The sequence below is a fragment of the Pseudomonas sp. Marseille-Q8238 genome, from assembly GCF_965111915.1.
Map to the genome: position 1 here is coordinate 480,195 of NZ_CBCOPI010000001.1, position 25,370 is coordinate 505,564.

At 63.5% G+C, this 25,370-nt stretch carries 26 protein-coding genes; 13 read left to right on the plus strand and 13 right to left on the minus strand.

What is annotated here, in order from left to right:
* Positions 1-4: 4 nt before the first annotated feature.
* On the minus strand, positions 5-403 hold the full coding sequence (locus ACWPW0_RS02095) for an acetyl-CoA sensor PanZ family protein (protein ID WP_447588510.1): 399 nt from the start codon (positions 401-403) through the stop codon (positions 5-7).
* A gap of 145 nt (positions 404-548) precedes the next feature.
* Between ACWPW0_RS02095 and hisB the strand changes: the two genes are divergently transcribed.
* From hisB to ACWPW0_RS02135, 8 genes are all read left to right on the plus strand, one after another.
* A complete protein-coding gene (gene hisB / locus ACWPW0_RS02100; protein WP_010488624.1) occupies positions 549-1,142 on the plus strand; it encodes an imidazoleglycerol-phosphate dehydratase HisB in 594 nt (197 codons plus the stop codon).
* Positions 1,142-1,780 (plus strand): imidazole glycerol phosphate synthase subunit HisH, encoded by a 639-nt coding sequence (gene hisH / locus ACWPW0_RS02105; RefSeq protein WP_447588512.1) that lies wholly within the window; start codon positions 1,142-1,144, stop codon positions 1,778-1,780. The genes hisB and hisH overlap by 1 nt, the downstream gene beginning before the upstream one ends.
* Positions 1,781-2,041: a DUF2164 domain-containing protein gene (locus ACWPW0_RS02110; RefSeq protein ID WP_454254296.1), complete on the plus strand. Its 261-nt coding sequence runs from the start codon at positions 1,781-1,783 to the stop codon at positions 2,039-2,041.
* A gap of 42 nt (positions 2,042-2,083) precedes the next feature.
* A complete protein-coding gene (gene hisA / locus ACWPW0_RS02115) occupies positions 2,084-2,821 on the plus strand; it encodes a 1-(5-phosphoribosyl)-5-[(5-phosphoribosylamino)methylideneamino]imidazole-4-carboxamide isomerase (RefSeq protein ID WP_447588515.1) in 738 nt (245 codons plus the stop codon).
* An 8-nt stretch (positions 2,822-2,829) separates the two neighbouring features.
* Positions 2,830-3,126: a chorismate mutase gene (locus ACWPW0_RS02120; protein ID WP_454254297.1), complete on the plus strand. Its 297-nt coding sequence runs from the start codon at positions 2,830-2,832 to the stop codon at positions 3,124-3,126.
* Positions 3,127-3,147: 21 nt separating this feature from the next.
* Complete coding sequence (gene hisF, locus ACWPW0_RS02125) at positions 3,148-3,918, plus strand: imidazole glycerol phosphate synthase subunit HisF (protein ID WP_447588519.1); 771 nt, start codon at positions 3,148-3,150, stop codon at positions 3,916-3,918.
* 200 nt (positions 3,919-4,118) lie between these two features.
* Positions 4,119-4,874 (plus strand): substrate-binding periplasmic protein, encoded by a 756-nt coding sequence (locus tag ACWPW0_RS02130; RefSeq protein WP_454254298.1) that lies wholly within the window; start codon positions 4,119-4,121, stop codon positions 4,872-4,874.
* A 95-nt stretch (positions 4,875-4,969) separates the two neighbouring features.
* The gene (locus ACWPW0_RS02135; protein WP_454254299.1) at positions 4,970-5,725 is read left to right on the plus strand and encodes a substrate-binding periplasmic protein; all 756 of its coding nucleotides are present in this window, start codon (positions 4,970-4,972) and stop codon (positions 5,723-5,725) included.
* A gap of 179 nt (positions 5,726-5,904) precedes the next feature.
* Here the strand turns inward: ACWPW0_RS02135 and ACWPW0_RS02140 are convergent, their stop codons facing one another.
* From ACWPW0_RS02140 to gpmI, 6 genes are all read right to left on the minus strand, one after another.
* Positions 5,905-7,398: a hypothetical protein gene (locus ACWPW0_RS02140; protein WP_454254300.1), complete on the minus strand. Its 1,494-nt coding sequence runs from the start codon at positions 7,396-7,398 to the stop codon at positions 5,905-5,907.
* 92 nt (positions 7,399-7,490) lie between these two features.
* Entirely contained in the window at positions 7,491-8,282 is a 792-nt protein-coding gene (locus tag ACWPW0_RS02145; protein ID WP_454254301.1) for a divergent polysaccharide deacetylase family protein, read from the minus strand.
* Positions 8,283-9,596: a S41 family peptidase gene (locus tag ACWPW0_RS02150; RefSeq protein WP_447588528.1), complete on the minus strand. Its 1,314-nt coding sequence runs from the start codon at positions 9,594-9,596 to the stop codon at positions 8,283-8,285.
* Between the two features lie 31 nt (positions 9,597-9,627).
* Positions 9,628-10,887: a murein hydrolase activator EnvC family protein gene (locus tag ACWPW0_RS02155; protein WP_447588530.1), complete on the minus strand. Its 1,260-nt coding sequence runs from the start codon at positions 10,885-10,887 to the stop codon at positions 9,628-9,630.
* 105 nt (positions 10,888-10,992) lie between these two features.
* Complete coding sequence (locus ACWPW0_RS02160) at positions 10,993-11,889, minus strand: NAD-dependent epimerase/dehydratase family protein (RefSeq protein ID WP_454254302.1); 897 nt, start codon at positions 11,887-11,889, stop codon at positions 10,993-10,995.
* Positions 11,890-12,143: 254 nt separating this feature from the next.
* Positions 12,144-13,673: a 2,3-bisphosphoglycerate-independent phosphoglycerate mutase gene (gene gpmI / locus ACWPW0_RS02165; protein WP_454254303.1), complete on the minus strand. Its 1,530-nt coding sequence runs from the start codon at positions 13,671-13,673 to the stop codon at positions 12,144-12,146.
* A 140-nt stretch (positions 13,674-13,813) separates the two neighbouring features.
* On the opposite strand from gpmI, the gene ACWPW0_RS02170 reads away from it, so the two are divergent.
* Genes ACWPW0_RS02170 through secB form a run of 3 tightly spaced genes read left to right on the plus strand, consistent with a single transcriptional unit; the run spans position 13,814 to position 15,005 of the window.
* Positions 13,814-14,227: a rhodanese-like domain-containing protein gene (locus ACWPW0_RS02170; RefSeq protein ID WP_447588536.1), complete on the plus strand. Its 414-nt coding sequence runs from the start codon at positions 13,814-13,816 to the stop codon at positions 14,225-14,227.
* Between the two features lies 1 nt (position 14,228).
* On the plus strand, positions 14,229-14,483 hold the full coding sequence (gene grxC, locus ACWPW0_RS02175; protein ID WP_454254304.1) for a glutaredoxin 3: 255 nt from the start codon (positions 14,229-14,231) through the stop codon (positions 14,481-14,483).
* 36 nt (positions 14,484-14,519) lie between these two features.
* Positions 14,520-15,005 (plus strand): protein-export chaperone SecB, encoded by a 486-nt coding sequence (secB, locus tag ACWPW0_RS02180; RefSeq protein WP_447588540.1) that lies wholly within the window; start codon positions 14,520-14,522, stop codon positions 15,003-15,005.
* Between the two features lie 90 nt (positions 15,006-15,095).
* On the opposite strand, the gene trmL is transcribed toward secB, so the two are convergent.
* Positions 15,096-15,557, minus strand: coding sequence for a tRNA (uridine(34)/cytosine(34)/5-carboxymethylaminomethyluridine(34)-2'-O)-methyltransferase TrmL (gene trmL, locus ACWPW0_RS02185; protein WP_454254305.1), 462 nt, complete (start codon positions 15,555-15,557; stop codon positions 15,096-15,098).
* Between the two features lie 96 nt (positions 15,558-15,653).
* Between trmL and ACWPW0_RS02190 the strand changes: the two genes are divergently transcribed.
* On the plus strand, positions 15,654-16,892 hold the full coding sequence (locus ACWPW0_RS02190) for a tetratricopeptide repeat protein (protein WP_454254306.1): 1,239 nt from the start codon (positions 15,654-15,656) through the stop codon (positions 16,890-16,892).
* A 259-nt stretch (positions 16,893-17,151) separates the two neighbouring features.
* Here ACWPW0_RS02190 and ntrC read toward each other — a convergent pair whose 3' ends face one another.
* The 4 genes from ntrC to ACWPW0_RS02210 all read right to left on the minus strand — a co-directional run bounded on the left by ntrC (position 17,152) and on the right by ACWPW0_RS02210 (position 21,054).
* Positions 17,152-18,588, minus strand: coding sequence for a nitrogen regulation protein NR(I) (gene ntrC / locus ACWPW0_RS02195; protein WP_454254307.1), 1,437 nt, complete (start codon positions 18,586-18,588; stop codon positions 17,152-17,154).
* Positions 18,585-19,670 (minus strand): nitrogen regulation protein NR(II), encoded by a 1,086-nt coding sequence (gene glnL / locus ACWPW0_RS02200; RefSeq protein WP_447588545.1) that lies wholly within the window; start codon positions 19,668-19,670, stop codon positions 18,585-18,587. The genes ntrC and glnL overlap by 4 nt, the downstream gene beginning before the upstream one ends.
* Before the next feature lie 194 nt (positions 19,671-19,864).
* Complete coding sequence (locus ACWPW0_RS02205) at positions 19,865-20,488, minus strand: DUF4124 domain-containing protein (protein WP_454254308.1); 624 nt, start codon at positions 20,486-20,488, stop codon at positions 19,865-19,867.
* A 23-nt stretch (positions 20,489-20,511) separates the two neighbouring features.
* Positions 20,512-21,054: a DUF4124 domain-containing protein gene (locus tag ACWPW0_RS02210; RefSeq protein ID WP_454254309.1), complete on the minus strand. Its 543-nt coding sequence runs from the start codon at positions 21,052-21,054 to the stop codon at positions 20,512-20,514.
* 188 nt (positions 21,055-21,242) lie between these two features.
* On the opposite strand from ACWPW0_RS02210, the gene ACWPW0_RS02215 reads away from it, so the two are divergent.
* On the plus strand, positions 21,243-23,438 hold the full coding sequence (locus tag ACWPW0_RS02215) for a mechanosensitive ion channel family protein (protein WP_447595516.1): 2,196 nt from the start codon (positions 21,243-21,245) through the stop codon (positions 23,436-23,438).
* 196 nt (positions 23,439-23,634) lie between these two features.
* Here the strand turns inward: ACWPW0_RS02215 and glnA are convergent, their stop codons facing one another.
* Positions 23,635-25,041, minus strand: coding sequence for a glutamate--ammonia ligase (gene glnA, locus ACWPW0_RS02220; RefSeq protein WP_447588549.1), 1,407 nt, complete (start codon positions 25,039-25,041; stop codon positions 23,635-23,637).
* Positions 25,042-25,370: the final 329 nt, after the last annotated feature.

Sequence of the window (25,370 nt, forward strand, 5' to 3'; positions counted from 1 at the left end):
AAGCCTAGAAGGTGTCCAGTGGCAGACCCGTGCGGGCAGCCAGTGCCTGGCTTTCCAGGTGATCTTTGGGGGCACGCAGGCGCAGGGGTTTGCCCGCTTCGCGGGCCATGCGCTGCGCTTCATCGAGCAGGCGGGTGGCCACGCCACGGCGGCGGGTGACCTTGCGCACGCACAGGTGCGACAGGTGCCAGCAGTCCGCGCCGCGGTGGAGCAGGGCGGCGCCCAGCAGGCGGTCGTTGAAGCGCCCGGCAATCAGGCTGCCTTCGCCAATGCCGCCGGAGATCAGCGCGTCGGCGCTGCTGTAAGGGGCGAGCAGCCAGGCCGGGGCGTCGGCGTAGACCTTCGTCAGGTCCGTATGATCCTGGGCGGACGGGCGGATCACGGTCTCGACAAACACGGGCATGGCGGCTTCCTCGCAGGCAGGTGACGGAGTTTAAAGTCAGCTCGATTACACCGATAGCTTTTCCTTCGGCCCGCGCCGGTAGCCGCGCGGGCTGCACGCCGCCTATAATGGCCGCCTTTTCCGTGAGCATTTTGTGGAGCTGGTGATGGCCGAGCGTACGGCGTTCGTCGAGCGCAACACCCTGGAGACCCAGATCAAGGTCTCGATCAATCTGGACGGGACGGGCAAGGCCCGCTTCGATATCGGCGTGCCGTTCCTCGAGCATATGCTCGACCAGATCGCCCGCCACGGCCTGATCGACCTCGACATCGAGTGCAAGGGCGATTTGCATATCGACGACCACCACACCGTGGAGGACGTCGGTATCACCCTGGGCCAGGCCTTTACCAAGGCCATCGGCGACAAGAAGGGCATGACCCGTTACGGTCACTCCTATGTGCCGCTGGACGAAGCGCTGTCGCGCGTGGTGATCGATTTCTCCGGTCGCCCGGGCCTGCAGATGCACGTGCCGTTCACCCGTGCGGTGGTCGGTGGCTTCGACGTGGACCTGTTCCAGGAGTTCTTCCAGGGCTTCGTCAACCATGCGCTGGTCAGCCTGCACATCGATAACCTGCGTGGCACCAACACGCACCACCAGATCGAGACGGTGTTCAAGGCTTTCGGCCGCGCCCTGCGCATGGCTGTAGAGCTTGACCCGCGCATGGCTGGGCAGATGCCGTCGACCAAGGGCGTGCTCTGATGCAGACGGTTGCCGTCATCGACTACGGCATGGGCAACCTGCATTCGGTGGCCAAGGCCCTCGAACACGTGGGTGCCGGTCGCGTACTGGTGACCAGCGATGCGCAGGTGATTCGCGAGGCTGACCGTGTGGTGTTCCCCGGTGTCGGTGCAATCCGCGACTGCATGGCGGAGATCAAGCGCCTGGGCTTCGACAGCCTGGTGCGCGAGGTCAGCCAGGACCGTCCGTTCCTCGGTATCTGCGTCGGCATGCAGGCATTGCTCGATCACAGCGAAGAGAATGGCGGGGTCGACTGCATCGGCCTGTTTCCCGGCAAGGTGCGTTTCTTCGGCAAGGACCTGGTCGAGGACGGCGAGCACCTGAAGGTGCCGCACATGGGCTGGAACGAAGTCGTTCAGAGCGTGCAGCACCCACTGTGGCACGAGATTCCCGACCAGGGTCGCTTCTACTTCGTGCACAGCTACTACATCGAGGCCGGCAAGCCGCAGCAGGTGGTTGGCGGTGGTCACTACGGCAAGGATTTCGCCGCGGCGCTGGCCGATGGCTCGCGTTTCGCCGTGCAGTTCCACCCGGAAAAGAGCCATACCCATGGCCTGCAGTTGCTGCAGAATTTCGTGGCCTGGGACGGGCGCTGGTAAATGAGCCGGAACAAGGTCAAAGCGCCGATCCTCGAGCTCGATGGCGCCCAGGAACAAGCGGCCCTGCAGGTGCTCAAGCGTTTCATGGAAGAGCGTTTCGAGTTGGAACTGGGGTCTTTCGAGGTACAGGAAGTCCTCGACCTGTTCGCTCGCGAGATCGCGCCACTCTATTACAACAAGGCGATTTTCGATGTGCAGGCGCACCTGAAAGACAGGTTCGAGAGCATCGAAAGCGACCTCTGGGCACTCGAGAAGAGCTGACCCGAACCCCTTTCCCGTTTTCTGATTCGAGCAGGCCAAGCAATGCTGATCATCCCCGCAATCGACCTCAAAGATGGTGCCTGCGTGCGCCTGCGCCAGGGCCGTATGGAAGATTCCACGGTGTTTTCCGATGACCCGGTGAGCATGGCCGCCAAGTGGGTGGACGGTGGCTGCCGTCGCCTGCACCTGGTCGACCTCAATGGCGCCTTCGAAGGCCAGCCGGTCAACGGTGAAGTGGTCACCGCCATCGCCAGGCGTTACCCGCAACTGCCGATCCAGATCGGTGGCGGCATCCGCTCGCTGGAAACCATCGAGCACTACGTCAAGGCGGGTGTCAGCTACGTGATCATCGGCACCAAGGCGGTGAAAGACCCACAGTTCGTCACCGATGCCTGCAAGGCCTTCCCGGGCAAGGTCATCGTTGGCCTGGATGCCAAGGACGGTTTCGTCGCCACCGACGGCTGGGCCGAAGTCAGCACCGTGCAGGCCGTCGATCTGGCCAAGCGCTTCGAAGCCGACGGCGTCTCTGCCATCGTTTATACCGACATCGCCAAAGACGGCATGATGCAGGGCTGCAACGTCGAAGCCACTGCCGCGCTGGCCGCTGCCAGCCGCATCCCGGTGATCGCCTCGGGTGGTATCCACAACCTCGGTGATATCGAGAAGCTGCTGGCCGCCAAGGCTCCCGGCATCATCGGCGCCATCACCGGGCGCGCGATCTACGAAGGCACCCTGGACGTGGCCGAGGCGCAAGCCTTCTGCGACAACTACCAGGGGTGAGCCGAATCATGGTCGAGTGCGACTCCATCGAGCAGGTGCGCGAACAGATTGACGCGCTCGACCAACGTATCGTCCAGCTGCTCGCCGAGCGTGGTGGCTATGTGCGCCAGGCGGCGCGCTTCAAGAGCGACAGCGATGCCGTACGGGCTCCGCAGCGTGTGGAGCAGGTGATCGCCAAGGTAACGGCCCTGGCTCGTGAGTCGGGCGCCTCGGTCGAGGTGGTCGAGCAGGTATACCGCGCGATGATCGCGGCTTTCATCCAGGCAGAGCTGGCCGAGCACGCCACGCTGAACCCTTCCGTCTGACGCAGGAATCCGGAGAGAAACATGGCACTGGCTAAACGCATCATCCCCTGCCTCGACGTGGACAACGGCCGCGTGGTCAAGGGCGTGCAGTTCGAGAACATCCGCGATGCCGGCGATCCGGTGGAGATCGCTCGGCGCTACAACGAGCAGGGTGCCGACGAAATCACCTTCCTCGACATCACCGCCAGCGTCGATGGCCGCGACACCACGCTGCACACCGTCGAGCGCATGGCCAGCCAGGTGTTCATCCCGCTGACCGTGGGTGGAGGCGTGCGTACGGTGCAGGACATCCGCAATCTGCTCAATGCCGGTGCGGACAAGGTCTCGATCAATACCGCAGCGGTGTTCACGCCCGAGTTCGTCGGCGAGGCGGCTGACCGCTTCGGTTCGCAGTGCATCGTCGTCGCCATCGACGCGAAGAAGGTGTCCGGACCGGGCGAGGCACCGCGTTGGGAAATCTTCACCCACGGCGGACGCAAGCCAACCGGCCTCGACGCCGTGCTGTGGGCGAAGAAGATGGAAGACCTCGGTGCCGGTGAAATCCTCCTCACCAGCATGGACCAGGACGGCGTGAAGAGCGGTTATGACCTCGGCGTCACCCGCGCCATCAGCGAGAGCGTGGGCATTCCGGTGATCGCCTCCGGCGGCGTCGGCAACCTCGAGCACCTGGCTGCCGGCATCATCGAAGGCAAGGCCGACGCGGTACTGGCGGCGAGCATCTTCCACTTCGGCGAATACAGTGTGCCGGAGGCCAAGGCCTACCTGGCCAGCCGTGGCATCGTCGTCCGCTAAGGCTCCATAAGGCAGGTGCCTGCGCGCAAGGCTTCGTAAGCGCGTGGCCCGCCTGATCTTCGCTCAACTATTTCTCTCTCAGGGCCTGGCAGGGCCAGGGCGTGACCTGCGTCCCAACCCAGGGCCTTGGATACCGGGCAATGAGCAGGCTTGATTAAGCTCTGCGTTTTCGCGTGTTCTCTCATGAAAAGGACTTATTTATGTTGAAACACCTGCTTCTGGTCGTGGCTGGTAGCTGTTTGTTGTGGGGGGCGGTGGCCCAGGCCGAGACGGACGAGAAATACTCGGTGGTGCTGATGACCGAGAACTTCCCGCCCTACAACATGGCCACCAATGGCAAGAATTACGCCCGCGAAGAAAACCTCAACGGCATCGCCGTCGAGATCGTGCGTGAGATGTTCAAGCGCGCGGGCGTCAACTACAGCATGACCCTGCGCTTTCCCTGGGCACGCATCTACAAGCTGGCCAAGGAAAATCCGAACTACGGTGTATTCGTGACGGCGCGATTGCCGGAGCGCGACAAGCTGTTCAAGTGGGTTGGCCCGATCGGCCCGGATGACTGGGTCATGCTGGCCCGTGGCGACAGCACGATCACCCTCAACAGCCTGGAAGACGCCAAGCGCTACCGGGTTGGCGCCTACCAGGGCGATGCCATCGCCGAACACCTGGCCAAGGAAGGGCTGGAGGTGCAAGCCGCATTCCGTGACCAGGAAAACGCCCGCAAGCTGGAAGACGGCAAGCTCGACCTGTGGGCGACTGGCGACCCTGCAGGCCGCTACCTGGCCAAGCAGGAGGGCGTGACAGGGCTGAAGACCGTGCTGCGTTTCGATAACGCCGAGCTGTTCCTGGCACTGAATCCGGACGTGCCGGATGAGGTGGTCCACAAGTTGCAATCTGAGTTGGACAGAATGCGTAGCGAAGGCTTCATCGACGAAGTCTTCAAGCGTTACCTGTAAGCGCGACGACCGGCCCGCCGCTCGTTCGCCAGAGCGCCGGGCCGGAAAACTTTCGGCAGCGGCCCCACCAATCCATTGCCGAAAGAGTGGACGGAATGTTGAGCACGTTGCAAAGAAGCCTGCTGGTCGGATTGCTGTTCCTTTCCTGCTCGGTACGCGCCGGGCTGCCCGAGGATTATCAGGTCGTCCTGCTGACGGAGAATTTCCCGCCGTTCAACATGGCGGTCGACGAGAAGAACTTCGCCCGTGACGACGCTATCGATGGCATCAGTGCCGATATCGTCCGCGAGGTGTTCAAGCGCGCCGGCATCCATTACACCCTGTCCCTGCGTTTTCCCTGGGACCGCCTGTACCGCCTGACCCAGGGCAAGGCCAACTACGGCCTGTTCTCCACCACCTATACGCCTGAGCGTGAGCCGCTGTTCAAGTGGGTCGGCCCGCTGGCCAGGAGCAGCTGGGTGCTGCTGGCGCCACCTGGCAGCAACCTGCGCCTGAACAGCCTGGAAGAGGCAGCGGGCTACAAGATTGGCGCCTACAAGAACGATGCGGTGAGCCAGTACCTGGAAAGTCGCAAGCTGGCGCCAGCCAATCTGCTGCGCGATCAGGAGAATGTCGCGAAGCTGATGAAAGGCGAGATCGACCTGTGGGCCACCACCGATCCGGTCGGTGGCTTCCTGGCCAAGCAGCAGGGAGTTAGCGGGCTGACCACGGTCCTGCGTTTCCACGAGGCCGAGTTGTTCCTGGCGTTGAACAAGGACACCCCGGACGAGGTAGTCGAGCGCCTGCAGAAAGCCCTCGAGGAGTTGCGTGCCGAAGGCTTCGTCGACGAAGTGACCCAGCGCTATCTCTGAGAGCGTTCCATTCGCCCGGGCACGAATCAGAGACAGGTCCGCTGTGGTGGGTGAGGGCGTGTGACCCACCCTGCCTGGGAACTGCTTGTCGGGTGGGCCGGGCGGCGCTCCGCTTTAGCCCACCCGTTGTGGTGTCCGCCGGCCATCCATATCCGCAGCACCAACAGACACTGCGCGGCTCAGTCCAGCTGGTAGCTGTAGATGTTCAGGTCCTGGCCGTTGTCGTACCAGTTGCCGTTGGCCCAGAAGACTCGGTCGGTGCCTGGGTCGAGGCCGAGCATGCCCAGGTAGCCGCCCATGGCCAGGCGGCTCCAGGAGCGGCCCCAGTTGGTGGAGTAGAACACCGCATTGGCGGAGAGGCTCGCTGCATCGCCATTTCGGGCGGGGTACAGCCAGGTGGGCACGGTGTAGTTGCCGTCGGTATTGGCCAGCAGCACGCCTTTGCCGACACGGAATTCGCGCAGGTAGATACTCGACGGCAGCGGCGAGAAGGCGCTGGGTAGGGCGCCGTGGACTTTCCAGGCGAGGGTTTTCGGGTTCAGTTGCGCGACCTGGCCGCGCTTTTCGCCGTCCTGGCGGATCACGCCGATCACCAGGCCTTCGCCATTGTTCGCCAGTTCATCCACATGCAGGCCGTATTCACGCTCCAGGGGTTCCATCCGCCATTGGCCATTCTCGCGTACCAGGCGTGCCTGGCTGGTGACGAACAGGGATGTGGTCAGGTACTTGCCGCCGCTGGGGCCGTAGAGGAAGGATTGCGAGACCCAGATGGCGGCATGCAGGTCATCGAATTGCTGGATGTGGGTGGTGATCTGTCCGTAGACGCCGTTGTAGTCCCCCCAGTTGGCATCGGCGGGTGCGCGGCTGCGGATGGTATTCAGGTTGACCAGCAGATCATCGCTGGCGGTTATCGCTTCGCGGGTCAGGCCGCTGTCGGGCGAGTAGAAGAGGCCACCGCGCAGGTCATCCGGATCGCCATAGTATTGGCTGCTTTTCTGCGGCAGGCTGCCCCACGCCCAGGCCTGCCTGGCATCGAAGAAGTAGGGATGAAGCGCCCAGCCCAGGTTGCTGGCTTCGGGAAACAGGCCGTCCTCCAGCACCGTCCAGCTGGCACCTTGATCATCGCTGCGCAGGATGACCGTCTGCTGGATGCCGTTCAGGCGGTCGAGCCCTGGGCGGTCCATGCCGGTCAGCAGGAAAATGCTGCCGCCGTCTGGTGTCGCCACCAGGCAGGCGGTTTCTCCGAGGCTGGCAACCTGGACGAACTCGCCCTTGTCATCGAGGCGTGACAGGTAGGTGGTCGTCGGGTCACGGCCAAAGCTCAGGCCGTAATAGCCCATGAATCCCGACGATTTGGTTTCTTTCGGTTGTTCGGCCTTGCCGTGAATCAGCGCGTCGAGATCGATACCGGGCTGGTCGTCGGTATTTTTCGCCCGCTCCCTGCGGCCGACCAGCCAGGTGTTTTGCGGTGTGGCGACGACGCCGGTGCAGTACTGTTCCATGGCGCGTTGTTCGATGCGCGCGACCGTGCCCACGACCTTTTTCCCAGGGCTGCCGCCACCCAGCTCCAGCTTGGCCGTGGTGATGATCCAGATGAACCCGACCGGGATGGCTATGCCTATCCCCAGTGCCAGGGCAATGAGGATGGTAATGAGTGATTTGCGCGTGGTCATGACGGGGCATCCTTACAGCTGAAGCGCCGAAGCCTAATGACTCGACAGCGGTTTGCCCAGCGACGATGCCGGGGAACATGCACTGGCGCACGTCATCGGTAGAGGCCGTTCTTGCCGTGTGCGGCCATGGCCCGGTTGCTGCGCAAGGCGATCAGTTGCTGCACGTCGATCAGCTCGAAGCCCCTGGCATGCAGGCGCGGCAGTTCGCGTTCGAGCAGGGCCAGGGTCGCCGGGTGAGGGTGGCCGATCATCAGTGCCGAACCCTGTTTGCGAGCCAGCTTGAGCGCGGCTTCGAACTGGGTGGCCACCGCTTCGGGACGCATATCGTCGTCGAGGAAGATGTCCCGCGACAGGCTCGCCAGGCCAATCTTCTGCGCTTCGGCGGCAGCGACTGTGGCGGCGCTGGTGCGGCTGTCGATAAAGAAACGGTGATCCTGCTGCAGGCGCTGCATCAGCCAGGCCATGGCCACGGGTTGTGCAGTCATGCGGCTGCCCATGTGGTTGTTCAGGCCCTGGGCGTGGGGCACGACCTTGAGGGCGGCGTCGAGGCGGGCCTGCAATTCGCTCAGGGGCCGTTCAGGGTGCCAGGCGTACGGGCCGCTGGCCGGGTCCATGGGCAGGTGCAGCATCACCGTCTTGCCGGCAGCATGGGTGGCGTTGGCGAGTTGGGTGGCGAAGCGGGCGTCGGGCAGGATCGACAGCGCGACCGGGCCGGGCAAGGCGAGCACACGCTGGTCACGTTGCGGCGTTTGCCCCAGGTCGTCGATCACCAGGCTCAGGTACAGCTTGTGCGGGGGAGCGTCACTGGCGGGTGGCGGAGCGTCGTGGGCCTGGGCTGTCAGCGCGCCGAGCAGCAACGCCAACAGCCAGGTGCATCGTTTCATTTATTCCTTGCGGGTGACGTTCAGGCCCTTGAGCAGGTTGAGCGCCTGGCTGAGCTGGTAGTCGTCATCCTGCGGACGGGGTTCGCCGGCCGCCTTCTTGCCGCTGGGTCGATCGGCACCACCGTTGCCATTGCCAAGGTGGCCGGCCAGGTCGGCTTCCTTGATGTTCTCGTTGTCCTGCTCGCGGGTCAGCTTGGCGCGGGCGACTTCGATGTCCGGCACGATGCCCTGGGCCTGGATCGAGCGGCCGTTGGGGGTGAAGTACAGGGCCGTGGTGAGCTTCAAGGCGCGGTCGTTGTTCAGCGGTAGCACGGTTTGTACCGAGCCTTTGCCGAAACTGTCGGTGCCCATCAGCACGGCACGCTTGTGGTCCTGCAGGGCGCCGGCGACGATTTCCGAGGCCGAGGCGCTGCCACCGTTGATCAGCACCACCAGCGGCACGCCTTCGCTGGCGTCAGCCGGGTCGGCGCTGAAGCGCAGCTCGGAGTTGGCGATACGGCCCTTGGTGTAGACGATCAGGCCCTTGGTCAGGAAGTGATCAGCCACTTCCACGGCCGATTGCAGCACGCCGCCGGGGTTGTTGCGCAGGTCCATGACCAGGCCCTGCAGCTTTTTGCCGCCGTTGTCTTTCTTCAGCTTGGCCAGGGCCTTGCCGACTTCTTCGCCGGTGTTGATCTGGAACTGGGTGATACGCAGGTAGCCGTAGCCGTTCTCCAGCAATTGGCTGCGTACGCTCTTGACCTTGATCACCGCGCGGGTCAGTTCGACATCCAGCGGTTTGCCGCCTTCGCGCACGAGGGTGAGCTTGATCTTGCTGCCGGCCTTGCCGCGCATCTTCTCCACCGCTTCCATCAGCGACAGGCCCTTGGTCGGCTGGCCGTCGATCTTGATGATCAGGTCGCCCGGCTGGATACCGGCGCGCGAGGCGGGGGTGTCATCGATGGGGGTGACCACCTTGAGGAAGTTCTCGTCCATGCCGACTTCGATGCCAAGGCCGCCGAATTCGCCGCTGGTACTTTCCTGCAGCTCGGCGAAAGCTTCCGGCTCGAGGTAGGCCGAGTGCGGATCGAGGTTGCTGAGCATGCCCTTGATGGCATTCTCCAGCAGGGTCTTGTCATCCACCGGTTCGACATAGGCCGACTTGATGCGGTCCATCACCTCGGCGAAGGTGCGCAGCTCGTCCAGTGGCAAGGTCGCCTTGCCGCTGTCTGTCGCGGGGGCGGCCACCTGCTCCGGTGCGGCAAGCAAGGATGGGCTGCCGGCCAGCAGGCCGAGGGCCAGAGCCAGGGGGGTGAGGCGGCGCAGATGCGACATGTACAAACTCCCGGTGAATGAAAAAGCGCGCTTATCCTTGCGCGTGACACCATTGTGCAGGGTCGCTTGGCTGGCCCTGCTGGCGAATGGCGAAATACAGCGCCGGCGTGTCCTGCCCGCCGCTGGTGCCGACGGTGGCAATGGCTTCGCCAGCCTTGACGATGTCGCCTGCATTTTTCAGCAGGCTCTGGTTGTGCCCGTAGAGGCTCAGGTAACCATTGCCATGGTCGAGGATGACCAGAAGCCCGGCACCACGCAACCAGTCGGCAAATACCACACGGCCCCCGTGGACAGCATGCACCTGACTGCCGGCACTGGCGCCAATCAAAACGCCATCCCACTTGCTACGAGCGTCTCCGTTGCGTGGGGTTCCATAACGCGCCACCAGGCGGCCATCTACCGGCCACGGCAATTTGCCCTTGGCCTTGGCGAACGGGCCGCCATAAGAGGCGCCGGTCGAGACCAGCGGACCGCTCGTCGTCGGTTTGCTGGTGGCGGGACTACTGCTGGCCGCGCTGCGTGCGCGTTGTGCTTCGAGCTGGGCCAGGCGGCGGGCTTCGGCCGCTTCACGGGCCTGGCGGGCCAGCGTTTCCTCGATGGTCTTGATGACAGTGGTCAACTGGGCCTGGTCCTGCTGGCGCGCCTTGAGCTTCTGGTCGCGTGCCTTGTAGTCCTGGTCCAGCTTGGCCAGGGCCTGCTGGCGCTCCTTGCGCACGCGGGCGAGTTCTTCGCGGCGGCTGTCGAGCATGTCCTTCTGTTCCAGCAGCTGGTTTTTCTGGGAGGCGATGTCGTCTTCCACGTTGGCCAGTTGGCGCAGGGTTTCGTTGAAGGTCGCCAACTGCTCCATGCGCGCCTGGCCGAGGTAGTCGTAGTAGGTCAGGGTGCGCGAGAATTTTTCCGGCTGCTGCTGGTTGAGCAGCAGGCGCAGTGGCTCCTGCTGGCCGCCCTGGTAGGCAGCGCGGGCCTGGATGCCGATCAGTCGTTGCTGTTCAAGGCGCGATTGCTGGAGTTTTTTTTTCTCTTCATCGAGACGCTTGAGCGCTTTCTCGCTCTCGTTCATCTCGTTCTGCAGGCCCTTGATCTGCTTTTCCAGCTGGCCCATTTCGGTTTCGGTGCGCTTGAGGTCCTGCTGAACGCCGGATTTCTCCTTCTGCACCTTTTCCAGCAGTTTTTTCAGCTCGGCGACATCACTGCGCGCGGCCTCCAGCTGTTTCTGGGCGTCGGCTTTCTGATCGGCGAAGGCGGGAGCCAGCAGCAGGGAGAGACAGAGCAGGACGAGGGCGCGAAACATGGGCGACGGCACCGGAGGCAGATACCGGCCTAGTATGCCCGTCGCGCTGCGCAAAAAAAACGCCTCGGCTAGTCGCACGGGGCGTTTAGGCGTTTTTAATCGTATTTACAGCATGTTGTTCTCAATCCACTGCTGCACCGAGGTGTGTCGAGGGCTCCAGCCGAGCAGGCGACACGCTCGTTCACCGCGTACGCGGCTGTTGGAGCCGAGGCCGTAGTTGGCCATTTCGTAGCCCCATTCGGCTTCTGCCTCGGCCAGTGGCCAGTCCTGGGCAGGCCCGAGGTCGAGGGCCTTGGCCAGAGCGGCAGTCATGTCGCGGAACGAGGCTTCGCCGCTTTCGACGAAATAGAAGGTGCCGGGCGGGGTTTTCTCCAGCGCCAGACGATAGAGCTCGACCACATCCTCGATGTGCACGTTCGACCAGATGTTCAGGCCGCGGCCAACATGACGCACCACGCCGGACTTGCGTGCCTGCTTGAGCAGGCGCGGCAGTTGCACGCTGTCGCGCGGCAGACCCAGGCCGTGACCGTAGATCAGGGTGTTGCACAGCACGGCGGAGCGGATGCCCCGTTCGGCGGCAGCCAGCACCAGGTCGTCTATGGCCACGCGAGCCGCCTTGTCGGCGGTCGGGGTGGGCAGGTTGTCTTCGTGGTAGATGTCTGGCGAGGCGGCATTGCCCCCGCAGGCGTCGCCGACGATGCTGGAGCCGCTGGTGTGCAGCAACACCTTGCCGGAGCTGGCCAGTCCGTCGATCAGCGCTTCGACGGCGCCGCGATGGTCGCTGCTGGCGGCGTTGATCACTGCATCGGCCGCTTGAGCCTGGGCGATCAACAGGTCGCGATCATCCAGCGTGCCGAAAATGGGTGTGATGCCGAGCTTGCGCAGCTCCTCGGCTTGCTCCGGGTGACGCACCAGGCCGCTGATCTGATGACCGGCGCGTTGCAGGCCGGTGGCGATGGAGCCGCCGATGAAACCGCCGGCGCCGGTGATGAAAATGTTCATGGCATGCCCTCCGGGCTTGAGGTGAGTGGCCGCAAGTATGGGTGAGGGATGGCGGGTGAGTAATCGGCGCCGGGGCAAATCATTCTTGCCTTGCCCGCAACAATTCGGCCGCTTTCCTGTTGTCCGTGCAGGTGATCGCGTGCTGCCGAAGGCGCGGTGCCCGCTTGTAGGGTGCGCAAGGATTAACGGGTAAACAGCCCCAGAACGACGAAGCCCCGGCAATGTGCCGGGGCTTCGTGGGCGCCTGAGCTGGATCAGACGAGGATGCTGGTGCCGGTCATCTCGGGCGGCACTGGTAGGCCCATCAGGGTCAGCAGGGTCGGCGCCACGTCGGCCAGCACGCCGCCTTCGCGTACGCTGAGGTTGCGTTTGCCGACATAGATGAACGGCACCGGCTCACAGGTGTGCGCGGTGTGCGCCTGGCCGGTGCTTTCGTCTTCCATCTGCTCGACGTTGCCGTGGTCGGCGGTGATGAGGGCTTCGCCACCAACCTTCTCCAGCGCGGCGACAATGCGCCCGACGCAGGTGTCCAGGCATTCCACTGCGGCCACGGCGGCGCTGAACACGCCGGTGTGGCCGACCATGTCGCCGTTGGCGTAGTTGACGATGATCGCGTCGAAGCGCTGGTTCTCGATGGCATCGACGATCTTGTCGGTGACTTCGGGAGCACTCATCTGTGGTTGCAGGTCGTAGGTGGCGACATTCGGCGACGGGATGAGGATGCGCTCCTCGCCGGCGAAGGGTTCTTCGCGGCCGCCGGAGAAGAAGAAGGTGACGTGGGCGTACTTCTCGGTTTCGGCGATGCGCAGCTGGGTCTTGCCGTTGTTGGCCAGGTATTCGCCGAGCACGTTGGTCAGCGGCGCCGGTTTGAAGGCGCTGGGCGTGTCGATGCTCGCCGCGTACTGGGTGAGCATGACGAAGCCGGCCAGTTGCGGAGCGCGGGCGCGGGCGAAGTCCTTGAAGCCGGGCTCGACGAAGGCGCGGGTCAGCTCGCGGGCGCGGTCGGCACGGAAGTTCATGAACACCACGGCATCGCCGTCTTCGACGCGAACCGGCTCGCCGAGGGTGGTGGCCTTGACGAATTCGTCGCTCTCGCCACGGGCGTAGGCCGCTTCCAGGCCCGCGCTGGCGTTGGCGGCGTTGAACGGGCCGTTGCCGTCGACGATCAGGTTGTAGGCCTGCTCGACCCGGTCCCAGCGATTGTCGCGGTCCATGGCGAAGTAACGGCCGATCAGGCTGGCAATACGACCCTTGCCGAGTTTGGCGAAGGTAGCGTCGAGCAGCTCGATGGCGCTTTGCGCGCTTTTCGGCGGGGTGTCGCGGCCGTCGAGGAAGGCATGCAGGTAGATCTTCTCGGCGCCACGCTTGGCTGCCAGTTCGGCCATGGCCACTAGATGGTCCTGGTGGCTGTGTACGCCGCCGTCGGACAGCAGGCCGAGGATATGCACGGCCTTGCCGGCGCCGACGGCCTGGTCGACGGCGGTGGTGATTTCTGCGTTGTCGAAGAAGTCACCATCGCGGATCGCTTTGGTCACCCGGGTGAAGTCCTGGTACACCACGCGGCCGGCGCCGAGGTTCATGTGGCCGACTTCGGAGTTGCCCATCTGCCCGTCCGGCAGGCCGACATCCATGCCGCTGCCGGAGATCAACCCGTGGGGCTGGGTGGCGCGCAAGCGGTCGTAGACCGGGGTGTTGGCCGCCATGATGGCATTGGATTCGGGGCTGTCACTGTGGCCGAAGCCGTCGAGGATGATCAGGACCAGGGGTTTGGGCGTGGCGCTCATAAAAGCTGGCTCGCTGTGCATGGGTCGAAAGAGGTCGCGCATTTTACGGCCAATGGCCTGCGACGTCACCGCTGGGCGGGCTTGGCCGCTAAGCGGGGCTGTGTATACTGGCCGGCATTTTACCGCTCTGGAACCCCGCAATGTTGGCCCACCTGATTGAATTTGCCACTAACCACTATGTATTGGTCGGATGTTTCGTCTTTCTGCTGGTGCTGCTGATCGTCAGCGAACTGCGCAAGGGCGGCAAAAGCCTGTCCAGCCGCGAGCTCACCGCACTGGTCAACAGCGAGCAGGGTGTGGTGCTGGATATCCGCAGCAACAAGGACTTCGCCACTGGCCACATCGTCGGCGCGATCAACATTCCGTCGGATAAAGTCGCTGCGCGCATCACCGAACTGGACAAGCACAAGGCCAAGACCATCATCGTGGTCGACGCCATTGGCCAGCACGCCGGCGGCGTTGCCCGCGACCTGAAGAAGGCCGGCTACACCGCGGCGAAGCTCGGCGGCGGCATCGCCACCTGGCGCGGCGACAACCTGCCCGTGGTCAAGTGACATGCCGGCAGTTGTGGTTTACTCCAGCGCCTGGTGCCCTTACTGCATCCGCGCCAAGCAACTGTTGAACAACAAGGGCGTGGCCTTCGAGGAAATCAGCGTCGACGGCCAGCCCCAGGTGCGTGCCGAGATGGTGCGCAAGGCCGGTCGCACATCGGTCCCGCAGATCTGGATCGGTGAGCAGCACGTTGGCGGCTGCGATGACCTTTTCGCCCTGGAGCGTGCGGGCAAGCTGGACGCGCTGCTCAAGGCCTGAACCCTTTCAGTAACCCGTAATCAAGAAGACTCTGTCATGACTGAACAAGCGAACAACGGCGCCGCCCAGGCCGAACAAGGGCCACAATTCTCCCTGCAGCGCATCTATGTGCGTGACCTGTCCTTCGAGGCGCCGAAAAGCCCGGAGATTTTCCGCAAGGAGTGGACGCCGAGCGTCGCCCTGGACCTGAACACTCGCCAGAAGGCTCTGGAAGGCGACTTCCACGAAGTGGTACTGACCCTCTCCGTGACCGTGAAGAACGGCGAAGAAACCGCCTTCATCGCTGAAGTCCAGCAGGCCGGTATCTTCCTGATCCAGGGCCTCGATGCCGCCTCCATGAGCCACACCCTGGGCGCCTTCTGCCCAAACCTGCTGTTCCCTTACGCGCGTGAAGCGCTGGACAGCCTGGTGACTCGCGGTTCCTTCCCGGCCCTGATGCTGGCGCCGGTGAACTTCGACGCGCTGTATGCCCAAGAGCTGCAACGCATCCAGGCCGCTGGCGAAGCGCCGGTTCCGGCCTGAGTCCTGCCCTGAAGAAAAGCGCCCCGCGGGGCGCTTTTTTTATGGCCATGTTCTCGCTGTATCGTTTAGCTGGGACAGCGGGGCGGGCTTTCAGTCCATGGCAAAGTCGTGCTGCCGCCAGGCCTCATAGACCACCACAGCGACGGCGTTGGACAGGTTGAGGCTGCGGTTGTGCGGGCGCATCGGCATACGCAGGCGATGTTCGTCGGGAATCTGTTCGAGGATCTCGCTCGGCAGCCCACGGCTTTCCGGGCCGAACAGCAGCAGGTCGCCAGCCTGGTAAGCCATCTGCGCGTAGTTGTGGCTTGCCTTGGTGGTGAACGCGAGGATGCGTGTGGGTGAGGTTGCGGCGATGCAGTCCGCCAGGGACGCATGGCGCTTGAGCGGCGCATACTCGTGGTAGTCCAGCCCGGCGCGACGCAGGCGTTTGTCATCCAGTTCGAAACCCAGCGGCTCGATCAGGTGCAACTGGCAGCCGGTGTTGGCGCACAGGCGGATGACGTTGCCGGTGTTGGGCGGGATTTCGGGCTGGAACAGGACGACGTGGAACATGGTCGGGCTCGGGGAGGGAACGAGTGCGCATTCTAGCGTGAGCCGCTTCTCGCTGGCTCGACCGCAAGCAGTTGATACCCGGAAGGGAGTGTTTGGATGAACCAGGACGACATGCCGCGTGATCACGAGGTGCTTGTCGACGCGGTGGCGCAGGACGATCTGCAAGCCAAGGCCGAGGCTGCCCAGCGCGAGCGTAGCGAACGCCTGCGCCGGGGTTACAAATGGCTTGGTGCGGTGATTCTTGCAGGCGTGCTGGTCGGGCTGATGATCGGGCGCCTGGTCAATCCCGTGCCGCCACTGGCCAAGGCACCTGTCGTTGTCCCGGCACCCGTGCCGGCTCAGGTTCTCGATGTGCTGGTGCAGGAAGATCCCGATGCGCTGGCCCTGCAGTTGTCGCTTGATCGCTCGATCACCTATCAGCGCACGGAGGAAGATGGTGCCGTCAGCCTGCGCTTGCCGAACATGCTGTTGGTGGGCGGCCCGCGACAAGGCAAGGTGCAGGGCAAGGCGCGGAGCCTGTCCTGGCGCGTGGAACAGCGTGGAGCGGACGTGCAGGTCCTGCTGGTTGCGCTCGGCGAAGGCCTGGTGGTGCGTGATCGTCTGGAGCCGGCCGGTGAGCGCTGGGCCTTGTGGGTCGATATACCGCTGGATGCGCCTGCGCCCGTTGTCGAGGAGCCGCTCGATCTGGATAACCTGCCGCCCGCGGAGGCCGTCAGTGAGCCGGTCGAACCTCCATTGCCGGACTGGGCCACGGCGCCCGTGCCGGCGGTCGATACCCTGAGCCAGGCACGAGAGAGCCTGATGGAAGGTGATTTCCCGCGCGCGATCCAGACACTGGAGGCGCTGCACGAAGCGGATGCCAACGATCCTGACATCCTGCGCCTGCTGGCCCATGCCTACCTGGCTGACGGGCAGCAGGCGCGGGTCGTGGCCTGGCTGCCGGAGCAACTGAAGCGTCTGCCTGATGACCCCGGCCTGCGTGCGTTGCTGGCCCGGGCGCAGTTGCAATCCGGTGATGTGTCGGGCGCCGTGACGACGCTGGAGCAGAGCACGCCTCCATTGGCGCAGGCGCCCGTCTACTACGCCTTGCTGGCCTTCGCCTACCAGCGTGCCGGGCAATGGCGGGAAAGTGCTGATCTGTATCGACGCATGGTCGAACTGCGGCCTGCTCAGGCCAGTTGGCAAATGGGGCTGGGGACGGCGCTGGAAAAGCTCGAGCAGCCGCGGCAGGCCGCCAGGCACTATCGGCTGGCGCTGAAGGGCGAGGGGCTGGATGAGCGCTCGCGCGAGGTTGCACGTCAGCGGGCAGCCGCGCTGGAAGGTCGCCGCCCATAAGCAGAAAGGCCACCGCTGAGGGTGGCCTTTCTGGCGTGGTGTAAAAGAGGGGAATCCCCGGCCTGCCTGTACCAAGGTCCCCGAAACTGGGATTACCTCAGACTATGCAGGCTGTGTGCCAATTTTGTTGCCGGTAGCGCAGGCCTTGTGAATAAAGGGTTTCAGCGGATCAGACGTGGGTTACGGTGCATTTTCTGGTGAGCCGCAGGAGTGCATCGAGCCCCACTGCGGCGCATCCTTGGTGCGTCGTGCACAAGGATCAGGCGTCGTCGCCGTCCTCGTCGTCGCCACCGTCGATCTTCATGCCCAGTTCCTTGATCTTGCGGGTCAGGGTGTTGCGACCCCAGCCAAGCAGGATCGCTGCATCGCGGCGGCGGCCGGCGGTGTGCTTGAGCGCGGTCTCGATCATGATGCGTTCGAACGCCGGCACGGCGGTGTCCAGCAAGTTCGACTGGCCGCGTGCCAGGGCCTGGTCCGCCCACTGGCGCAAGCCGTGTTCCCAGTTGCTGGCGGGCTGGCTTTCCTGCGGTTGGGTGAGCAGCTCGGGTGGCAGGTCGTCGACATGCACCTCACGGCCCGAGGCCATGACGGTGATCCAGCGGCAGGTGTTTTCCAGCTGGCGCACGTTGCCCGGCCAGGGCAGGTGCTTGAGGTATTCCTCGGTTTCGCCTTTCAGCAGCTTGGGCTCCACGGCCAGCTCCTGGGCGGCGCGGCTGAGGAAGTGGCGGGCCAGGGTGGGGATGTCCTCGCGGCGGTCGGATAGCCGCGGGATGTGGATGCGGATCACGTTGAGGCGGTGGAACAGGTCTTCGCGGAACTTGCCGGCCTGTACCAGGGTTTCCAGGTTCTGGTGGGTGGCGGCGATGATGCGCACGTCGACCTTGACCGGTGTGTGGCCGCCGACCCGGTAGAACTCGCCGTCGGCCAGCACGCGCAGCAGGCGGGTTTGCGTATCCGCCGGCATGTCGCCGATCTCGTCGAGGAACAGGGTGCCGCCATCGGCCTGCTCGAAGCGACCACGGCGTTGGTTGGCTGCGCCGGTGAAGGCGCCTTTTTCATGGCCGAACAGTTCGGACTCCATCAGGTCCTTGGGGATCGCCGCCATGTTCAGAGCGATGAAGGGCGATGCCGCGCGCGGGCTGTGGCGGTGCAGCGCATGCGCTACGAGCTCCTTGCCGGTACCGGATTCGCCGTTGATCAGCACCGTGATGTTGGAATGGCTGAGGCGGCCGATGGCGCGGAACACCTCCTGCATGGCCGGTGCTTCGCCGATGATTTCCGGGGTGCGGGCCAGGGCGGCCGGCACTTCCAGGCCTTGCTGTTCCTGCGCATGCTGGAAGGCGCGCTTGACCAGCGAGACAGCTTCGTCGACATCGAACGGCTTGGGCAGGTACTCGAAGGCGCCGCCCTGGTAAGACGCCACAGCACTGTCGAGGTCCGAGTGCGCGGTCATGATGATCACCGGCAGGCGCGGGTACAGCTCGCGGATGCGTGCCAGCAGGTCGAGGCCGCTGGCGCCCGGCATGCGGATGTCGGAGATGATCACATCCGGCTGCTGACGGCTCAGGCGCCCGAGCACTCCGTCGGCGCTGTCGAAACTCTGGGTGGTCATGCCTTCCTGTTGCAGGGCTTTTTCCAGGACCCAGCGGATGGAGCGATCGTCGTCGACTATCCAGACGGTTTCACTGCGGCTCATGGTTGAAAGGCTCCTTGTTCCAGCGGGAGGAAGATCGAGAACACGGTATGGCCAGGATGGCTCTCGCACTCGATCAACCCCTGGTGCTGGCTGATGATGTTCTGGGTGATGGCCAGGCCCAGCCCGGTGCCGTCAGGGCGGCCGCTGACCATGGGGTAGAAGATGGTTTCCTGCAGCTCGGGTGGAATGCCCGGGCCGTTGTCGATGATTTCCATCTTCGCCACCAGGCGATGGCGCACGTGGCCAATGGTGAACTGGCGCAGCGCGCGGGTGCGCAGGCTGATGCGACCCAGGCGCAGGTCGCTCTGGGCGGACAAGGCCTGCAGGGCGTTACGCACGATATTGAGCACGGCTTGGATCATCTGCTCGCGGTCGATCAGCAGGTCGGGAATGCTCGGGTCATAGTCGCGCACCAGGGTGATGCTGCCCTGGCTTTCCGCCTCGATCAGGCTGGCGACCCGTTCCAGCACTTCATGGATGTTGGTCATCGACAGCGACGGCAGCTTGTTCGAGCCGAGCATGCGGTCGACCAGGTTACGCAGGCGGTCGGCCTCTTCGATGATCACGTTGGTGTAATCCTTGAGGCTTTCTTCCGGCAGTTCGCGGGCCAGCAGTTGCGCGGCGCCGCGAATCCCGCCGAGCGGATTCTTGATCTCGTGGGCCAGGCCACGCACCAGCAGCTTGGTGGTCTCCTGCTTGGACAGCTGCGCTTCTTCCTTGGTGATGCGCAGCAGGCGGTCGCGCGGGTGAACCTCGAGCAGCAGCAGGGTCTGGCCACGGTTGAGGATCGGCGTGACCGCGTAATCGACGGTAAGCGTCTGCCCGGACAGCGAGGTGAGCATGGCTTCACGCTTGGTGAATGGGTGCGCCTGCTCGACGGCCTGGCGGAGTGAGCCAAGCGCTTCCGGCGATTCGGTGAACAGTTCGCTGATGAACTGGCCATGGCTGCGTTGGCCGCTGACGGCGAGCAGCATTTCCGCCGCCGGATTCATGTACTCGAGACGAAGATCCGCATCGAGCAGCAGCGTGGCGGTGGTCAGGTTATCCAGCAGTAGGCGGTGCAGTGCGTCGTTTATGGTCATGGGCAGGCATCCGGCAATGGGCTAGGAAAATGCAAGAAGCAAACCAAAGCCCCGAAAAGACGCGTGTTGTCTGCGATAGCCCCGCTCCTGGCCGGGTTTCGGCGTGGGCGGCCCGGTAGCGAGTGAACCAAAACAGGGAGACTACAGATATCGGTGCACTATAGCGCACCAAATTGGTGCGATTGTTCTGTTGCTCAGATGAAGGGGAGCAGCGGGATGTTGCGTGGTTCTTTCGGTTTGCTTTCTATCGGGCATTCGGGGCGAACCCCGTAATCGTTCTTCTGGCAAGGATTGGCCCGGCGTTTTTCATTCAGCGAGATGCGCTTCATGTGAAACGGCTGGCTGGGGGTGCGTTCAAGGATGCGACCTTTGTCATCGAGGATTTCCACGGAAATCTGGTGGGTGCCCCGGTCGACGTTTTCCAGCGGGAATACCGGGCTGCGTCCGGCCTTGCCTACGGGCTGGCCGTCCATGATCAGGCGGAAGCTGTGCCCGGCCTGCAAGGCGGGTTCGCTGGTGGCGCTCACGATCAGGTTGCCGGCGCCATCACGGATGGTCGCATCGGGCTCGGGAATGAGGATGCGCAACACCTGATACACCGGGGTCAGTGGCTGGCTCATGATCGGTGGGGCTGGCGGACGGGGAGCGGCGTAGCGGTCCATGTTGTTGGACGGTGCCAGCTCGATGCGCTCGGCATTGCCGGAGGGCGGTTGGTCGGTATAAACGCGGTTACCGTCCGCATCGAGGTAGGTGTACACGCCGGCCTGGGCCGGCAGGATGAGGAGGCAGAGCAACAGACTGAGAAGCGGGCGATGCATGAGGTGGGGTTGCTCTTCTGGGATTAGGGCGCTGCTCTGCGCGGGAAAGCCGGGCTGCTGGTGTTGACCCGTTGCACGGTGAAGGTGACGGTGGGGCTCTGCTGGATCGGCTGATTGCCATTGACCACTTCGACGGCGAGGCTGTGCTCACCTCGGTCGGCGTTGGTGATCACCATGCGCGCACTCTTGCCTGGTGGACCATAGGGTTTGCCGTCGAGCAGCAGGCGCAGCATGTGTTGCGAGCGCAGGGAGGGGCGCAGGCGTACCTCGACGGTGAAGGTGCCGTTGTTGGCGCGTAGCGCTTCCTCGGTGGGCATGTTGATGATTTCCAGCGTCTGATACGGCGCAGCCGCCGGAGCCTGCGCTGTGTCCGAGGGGGTGGCCGGCACGCTGGGTTTCACCGCCTCGGTGGTGTTGGTAGGCGGTAATTCGACGGTTTCGGCTTTCTGGCCATCCGGTGGCTGGTTGGTAAACACGGTATTGCCGCGCTCGTCGGTGTACTTGTAGATCTGCGCGGCGGCCGGCATGGCCAGGACGCACAGCAGGCAAGCGGTCAGCAGGCGCATGGACGATCTCCCTATAGGCAATGCCGTAAGCGTTGCACTGCTATCCGGTGGTGGCAAGTACAAAGGCACGTAATGAGCAGGGGTTAACAGGTAGTCGGGCAGACGGTGGCAGGCATTCCCGGCTGGCACTTGTATGATGCACGGTCCAGTCTGTGTGTATTCGCTCTTGGATGTATTCGATCGTGCCAGTGACTTCTTTGCTGCGTTTCTTCTTCCGTTCGCTTGCCTGTCTGCTGCTGGGGCTGTCGTTCGCGACCAGTACCCTGGCGGCGCTGCCGGGGCCGTTGGCCGGTGTCACGGGCAAGGGGGAAACCAAGGTCAGCGATGCCCAGCTGGAGCAGTCGCTGAACCAGGTGATCCAGACACTGGAGAGTGAGCAGCAGCGCAGTGACCTGCTGAAAAAGCTCAAGCAACTGCGTGATGCCACGAAAAAGGGTGCGGAAGAGCGCAGTGGCGTATTGGGCTTGATCGGCGACACCCTGGGTAGCCTGGAGAAGCAATTCGAAGGAGCCAACAGCCCGGTGGCGTTGTGGTCCGGCAAGTTCAGCCAGGCGCGCAAGGAATTGCTGGAGCGTGCGCCGTCCTGGCAGCAGTGGCCGGGCATGATTCTCGATTTTCTCGTGGTGATCCTGTTGTGGGCGTGCCTGGCGATAGGGTTGCGTTGGGCCGGGCGGCGCATGCAGCAGCGCTTCGGCCTGGCCGAGGAGTTGCCCCAGCAACCCAAGACCCGTGACCTGATGCTGTTTGCCCTGCGCAAGCTGGGGCCTTGGCTGATCGCGTTCCTGATCACCATTTACCTGTCGGTGGTCCTGCCCAGTTCACTGGGCAAGCTATTGGCCATGGTCATGGCTTATGTGCTGGTGTGTGGCACGCTGTTCTCGGCGCTGTGCGTGATTTCCCTGTCGTTGCTGGGTGGGCCGCACCGCACGCGGGCGCTGGATATCCTGCGGCGTCGGGCGTTTCGCCCGCTGTGGCTGATCGGCAGCCTGGCCGCGCTGGGTGAGGTGATGCATGACCCGCGCGTGTCGGAGAGCCTGGGGCAATACACGGCCCTGTGCCTGGGCTCGCTGGCGAACATCTTTGCTGCGCTGGCCACCGCGTTGTTCGTGCTGCAGTTCCGTCGGCCGATCTCCCACCTGATTCGCAACCAGCCGCTGGAGCGTCGTCTGAAGCGCCGGGGCATGCATGAGCTGATCGAGCTGATCGGTTCGCTATGGTTCGTGCCGGTATTGGTGCTGGTGGGTATTTCCCTGTTCGCCACCCTGGTCACCGCCGGTGACAGCAGCTATGCCCTGCGCCGGGCATTGTTGTGCTCGGTGGTGGCGGTGGTGGCGTTGACGGTCAATGGCCTGATTCGCCGGGCGCGGCAGCGTTCCGGTCGGCATGGTTCGCGCCACAGCGCGCCTTATATCGAGCAGTTGCTGAACTTCGCCTACACGCTCGTGCACATTGCCGGCCTGCTGTTCTTCCTGGAGATCGGCCTGCGTGTCTGGGACATGTCGCTGGTGCGCTTCGCCGAAGGTGAGGGGGCGCAGATCAGCATGAAACTGGTCAGCTTCGGCAGCACCCTGCTGGTGGCCTGGCTGATCTGGATCCTTACCGACACCGCGGTGCAGCATAGCCTCGGCCTGGGCGGAAAGAACCGCACCAGCGCCCGCGCCCTGACCATGCTGCCGCTGATTCGCAACGTGCTGTTCGTCACCATTGCCATCATTGCCTTGATCGTCGCGCTGGCCAACATGGGCATGAACGTCACGCCGCTGCTGGCGGGTGCTGGTGTCATCGGCCTGGCCATCGGCTTTGGTGCGCAGTCGCTGGTGGCGGACCTGATCACCGGGTTGTTCATCATCATCGAGGACTCGTTGTCGATCGATGACTACGTCGATGTCGGCGGCCACCTGGGTACGGTCGAGGGCCTGACCATCCGCACCGTGCGCCTGCGCGACCTGGATGGTGTGGTGCACACCATTCCGTTCAGCGAGATCAAGAGCATCAAGAACTACTCGCGGCAGTTCGGCTACGCGATGTTCCGCTGGCCGGTGCCGGCGAGCATGCCGATCAACGATGCGGTGGCGCTGGTGCGCGAGGTGTCCAGCGAGTTGCGCAGTGATCGGGTGGTCAGCCGCTCGATCTGGTCGCCACTGGAGGTGCAGGGCATCGAGAGCTTCGACAATGGCCAGGCGATCTTGCGTTTCCGCTTCAAGACAGCGCCGATCAAGCAGTGGGAGGTGCAGCGTGCCTTCAACCTGCGTCTGCGCCAGAAGCTGGATCAGGCTGGTATGGAGTTGGCCATGCCGCGCTTGAACGTCCAGTTGTCCCGTGCCAGCCGGCCGAAGCCGCAGGAGTCGGACGAGCAGGCTCAGCCAATGGATGGCGGCATCTGACGCGCATGTGGCTATGACGTAGGCGCGCAGGGGAGCCTGGGGCGTGCGCAGCCCGCCATTCGGCGTGAGAGGTGCGTAGGGTGGATCACGCTTTATCGATCCGCCTGGCGCGGCATCGGCGAGCGTCGCTTGCGGGCCGCGTCACAACAATAAAAAAGGCCTCCCGAGGGAGGCCTTTTCATGACACCGGTGGGTATCAGACGCTGTAGTACAGGTCGTATTCCAGCGGGTGTACGAAGGTGCGTACTTTGATTTCTTCTTCGGATTTCAGCTCGATGTAGGCATCGATGAAGTCGTCGGAGAACACGCCGCCCTTGGTCAGGAACGCACGGCCTTTATCCAGCTCTTCCAGGGCTTCTTTCAGGCTGCCGCACACTTGCGGGATCAGCTTGCCTTCTTCTGGCGGCAGGTCGTACAGGTTCTTGTCGGCAGCGTCGCCGGGGTGGATCTTGTTCTGGATGCCGTCCAGGCCAGCCATCAGCAGTGCGGAGAAGCACAGGTATGGGTTGGCAGCCGGATCCGGGAAGCGCGCTTCGATGCGGCGAGCTTTCGGGCTGGATACGTATGGAATACGGATCGAGGCCGAGCGGTTGCGCGCCGAGTAGGCCAGCATGACCGGTGCTTCGAAGCCTGGGACCAGACGCTTGTACGAGTTGGTCGACGGGTTGGTGAAGCCGTTCAGGGCCTTACCGTGCTTGATGATGCCGCCGATGAAGTACAGGGCGGTGTCGGACAGGCCGGCATAGCCTTCACCCGCGAAGGTGTTCTTGCCATCTTTGGAGATGGAGATGTGCACGTGCATGCCCGAACCGTTGTCGCCGTACAGCGGCTTCGGCATGAAGGTCGCGGTCTTGCCGTAGGCATCGGCCACGTTGTGCACGCAGTACTTCAGGGTCTGGGTTTCGTCGGCCTTGGCCACCAGGGTGTTGAACTTCACGCCGATTTCGTTCTGGCCGGCAGTCGCCACTTCGTGGTGGTGAACTTCGATGACCAGGCCCATTTCTTCCATGGCATTACACATGGCAGTACGGATTTCGTGGTCGTGGTCGCACGGCGGAACCGGGAAGTAACCCCCTTTGACGGCTGGGCGGTGGCCCTTGTTGCCGCCTTCGATGTCGGCGTCGGTGTTCCAGGAGCCTTGCTCGGAGAAGATCTTGAACATGGAGCCGGAGATGTCGGACTTGAACTTCACTTCGTCGAAGATGAAGAACTCAGGCTCCGGGCCCACGAATACGGTGTCACCGATACCGGTGGTCTTCAGGTATTCCTCGGCGCGACGGGCGATGGAGCGCGGGTCACGGTCGTAGCCTTGCATGGTGCTCGGCTCGATGATGTCGCAGACCAGGATCAGGGTCGGCTCTTCGGTGAACGGGTCGAGCACGGCAGTGCTGTCGTCCGGCAGCAGAATCATGTCGGAGGCTTCGATGCCTTTCCAACCATGGATGGAGGAGCCGTCGAACATTTTGCCGACTTCGAAGAATTCGTCGTCCAGGGCATCACGGGCCGGCATGGTCACGTGGTGCTGCTTGCCCTTGGTGTCGGTGAAGCGCAGGTCAACCCACTTCACGTCGTGTTCTTTGATCAGTTGAACAGCCTTAGACATGTTGTCCTCCAGATGGAAAGGCTCGATCGTGAGCCCCTCAGAAATTACGGTAAAGCCCGGCGCGAATACTCTTCCAGGGCAACCTGCCTCACAAGGGAGCAAATTGCATGCCAGTGCCCCAGCGTGGTTTTTGGCCCTCAAGGGCAGCGTATATGCGGGCTGTGGCGATATTTTGACCAAAATGAAGTGCTATTTTGGTGCGGCGCTCCATTGTAGTGCACTCTTGTGGTGCGCGGTTTCGAATGTGTGTTGTTTCTGGTTAAACCTTGAGCAATTTCCGCTATAATCCGCGCCCTTCTTTTTCCGGCGCCTCGTGCACTGCTGTCCCC

Excerpts from the sequence above, each read along its gene's own strand:
- ACWPW0_RS02095 (WP_447588510.1), bottom strand. The coding sequence starts at position 403 with ATGCCCGTGTTTGTCGAGACCGTGATCCGCCCGTCCGCCCAGGATCAT.
- hisB (WP_010488624.1), top strand. The coding sequence starts at position 549 with ATGGCCGAGCGTACGGCGTTCGTCGAGCGCAACACCCTGGAGACCCAG.
- hisH (WP_447588512.1), top strand. The coding sequence starts at position 1,142 with ATGCAGACGGTTGCCGTCATCGACTACGGCATGGGCAACCTGCATTCG.
- ACWPW0_RS02110 (WP_454254296.1), top strand. The coding sequence starts at position 1,781 with ATGAGCCGGAACAAGGTCAAAGCGCCGATCCTCGAGCTCGATGGCGCC.
- hisA (WP_447588515.1), top strand. The coding sequence starts at position 2,084 with ATGCTGATCATCCCCGCAATCGACCTCAAAGATGGTGCCTGCGTGCGC.
- ACWPW0_RS02120 (WP_454254297.1), top strand. The coding sequence starts at position 2,830 with ATGGTCGAGTGCGACTCCATCGAGCAGGTGCGCGAACAGATTGACGCG.
- hisF (WP_447588519.1), top strand. The coding sequence starts at position 3,148 with ATGGCACTGGCTAAACGCATCATCCCCTGCCTCGACGTGGACAACGGC.
- ACWPW0_RS02130 (WP_454254298.1), top strand. The coding sequence starts at position 4,119 with ATGTTGAAACACCTGCTTCTGGTCGTGGCTGGTAGCTGTTTGTTGTGG.
- ACWPW0_RS02135 (WP_454254299.1), top strand. The coding sequence starts at position 4,970 with ATGTTGAGCACGTTGCAAAGAAGCCTGCTGGTCGGATTGCTGTTCCTT.
- ACWPW0_RS02140 (WP_454254300.1), bottom strand. The coding sequence starts at position 7,398 with ATGACCACGCGCAAATCACTCATTACCATCCTCATTGCCCTGGCACTG.
- ACWPW0_RS02145 (WP_454254301.1), bottom strand. The coding sequence starts at position 8,282 with ATGAAACGATGCACCTGGCTGTTGGCGTTGCTGCTCGGCGCGCTGACA.
- ACWPW0_RS02150 (WP_447588528.1), bottom strand. The coding sequence starts at position 9,596 with ATGTCGCATCTGCGCCGCCTCACCCCCCTGGCTCTGGCCCTCGGCCTG.
- ACWPW0_RS02155 (WP_447588530.1), bottom strand. The coding sequence starts at position 10,887 with ATGTTTCGCGCCCTCGTCCTGCTCTGTCTCTCCCTGCTGCTGGCTCCC.
- ACWPW0_RS02160 (WP_454254302.1), bottom strand. The coding sequence starts at position 11,889 with ATGAACATTTTCATCACCGGCGCCGGCGGTTTCATCGGCGGCTCCATC.
- gpmI (WP_454254303.1), bottom strand. The coding sequence starts at position 13,673 with ATGAGCGCCACGCCCAAACCCCTGGTCCTGATCATCCTCGACGGCTTC.
- ACWPW0_RS02170 (WP_447588536.1), top strand. The coding sequence starts at position 13,814 with ATGTTGGCCCACCTGATTGAATTTGCCACTAACCACTATGTATTGGTC.
- grxC (WP_454254304.1), top strand. The coding sequence starts at position 14,229 with ATGCCGGCAGTTGTGGTTTACTCCAGCGCCTGGTGCCCTTACTGCATC.
- secB (WP_447588540.1), top strand. The coding sequence starts at position 14,520 with ATGACTGAACAAGCGAACAACGGCGCCGCCCAGGCCGAACAAGGGCCA.
- trmL (WP_454254305.1), bottom strand. The coding sequence starts at position 15,557 with ATGTTCCACGTCGTCCTGTTCCAGCCCGAAATCCCGCCCAACACCGGC.
- ACWPW0_RS02190 (WP_454254306.1), top strand. The coding sequence starts at position 15,654 with ATGAACCAGGACGACATGCCGCGTGATCACGAGGTGCTTGTCGACGCG.
- ntrC (WP_454254307.1), bottom strand. The coding sequence starts at position 18,588 with ATGAGCCGCAGTGAAACCGTCTGGATAGTCGACGACGATCGCTCCATC.
- glnL (WP_447588545.1), bottom strand. The coding sequence starts at position 19,670 with ATGACCATAAACGACGCACTGCACCGCCTACTGCTGGATAACCTGACC.
- ACWPW0_RS02205 (WP_454254308.1), bottom strand. The coding sequence starts at position 20,488 with ATGCATCGCCCGCTTCTCAGTCTGTTGCTCTGCCTCCTCATCCTGCCG.
- ACWPW0_RS02210 (WP_454254309.1), bottom strand. The coding sequence starts at position 21,054 with ATGCGCCTGCTGACCGCTTGCCTGCTGTGCGTCCTGGCCATGCCGGCC.
- glnA (WP_447588549.1), bottom strand. The coding sequence starts at position 25,041 with ATGTCTAAGGCTGTTCAACTGATCAAAGAACACGACGTGAAGTGGGTT.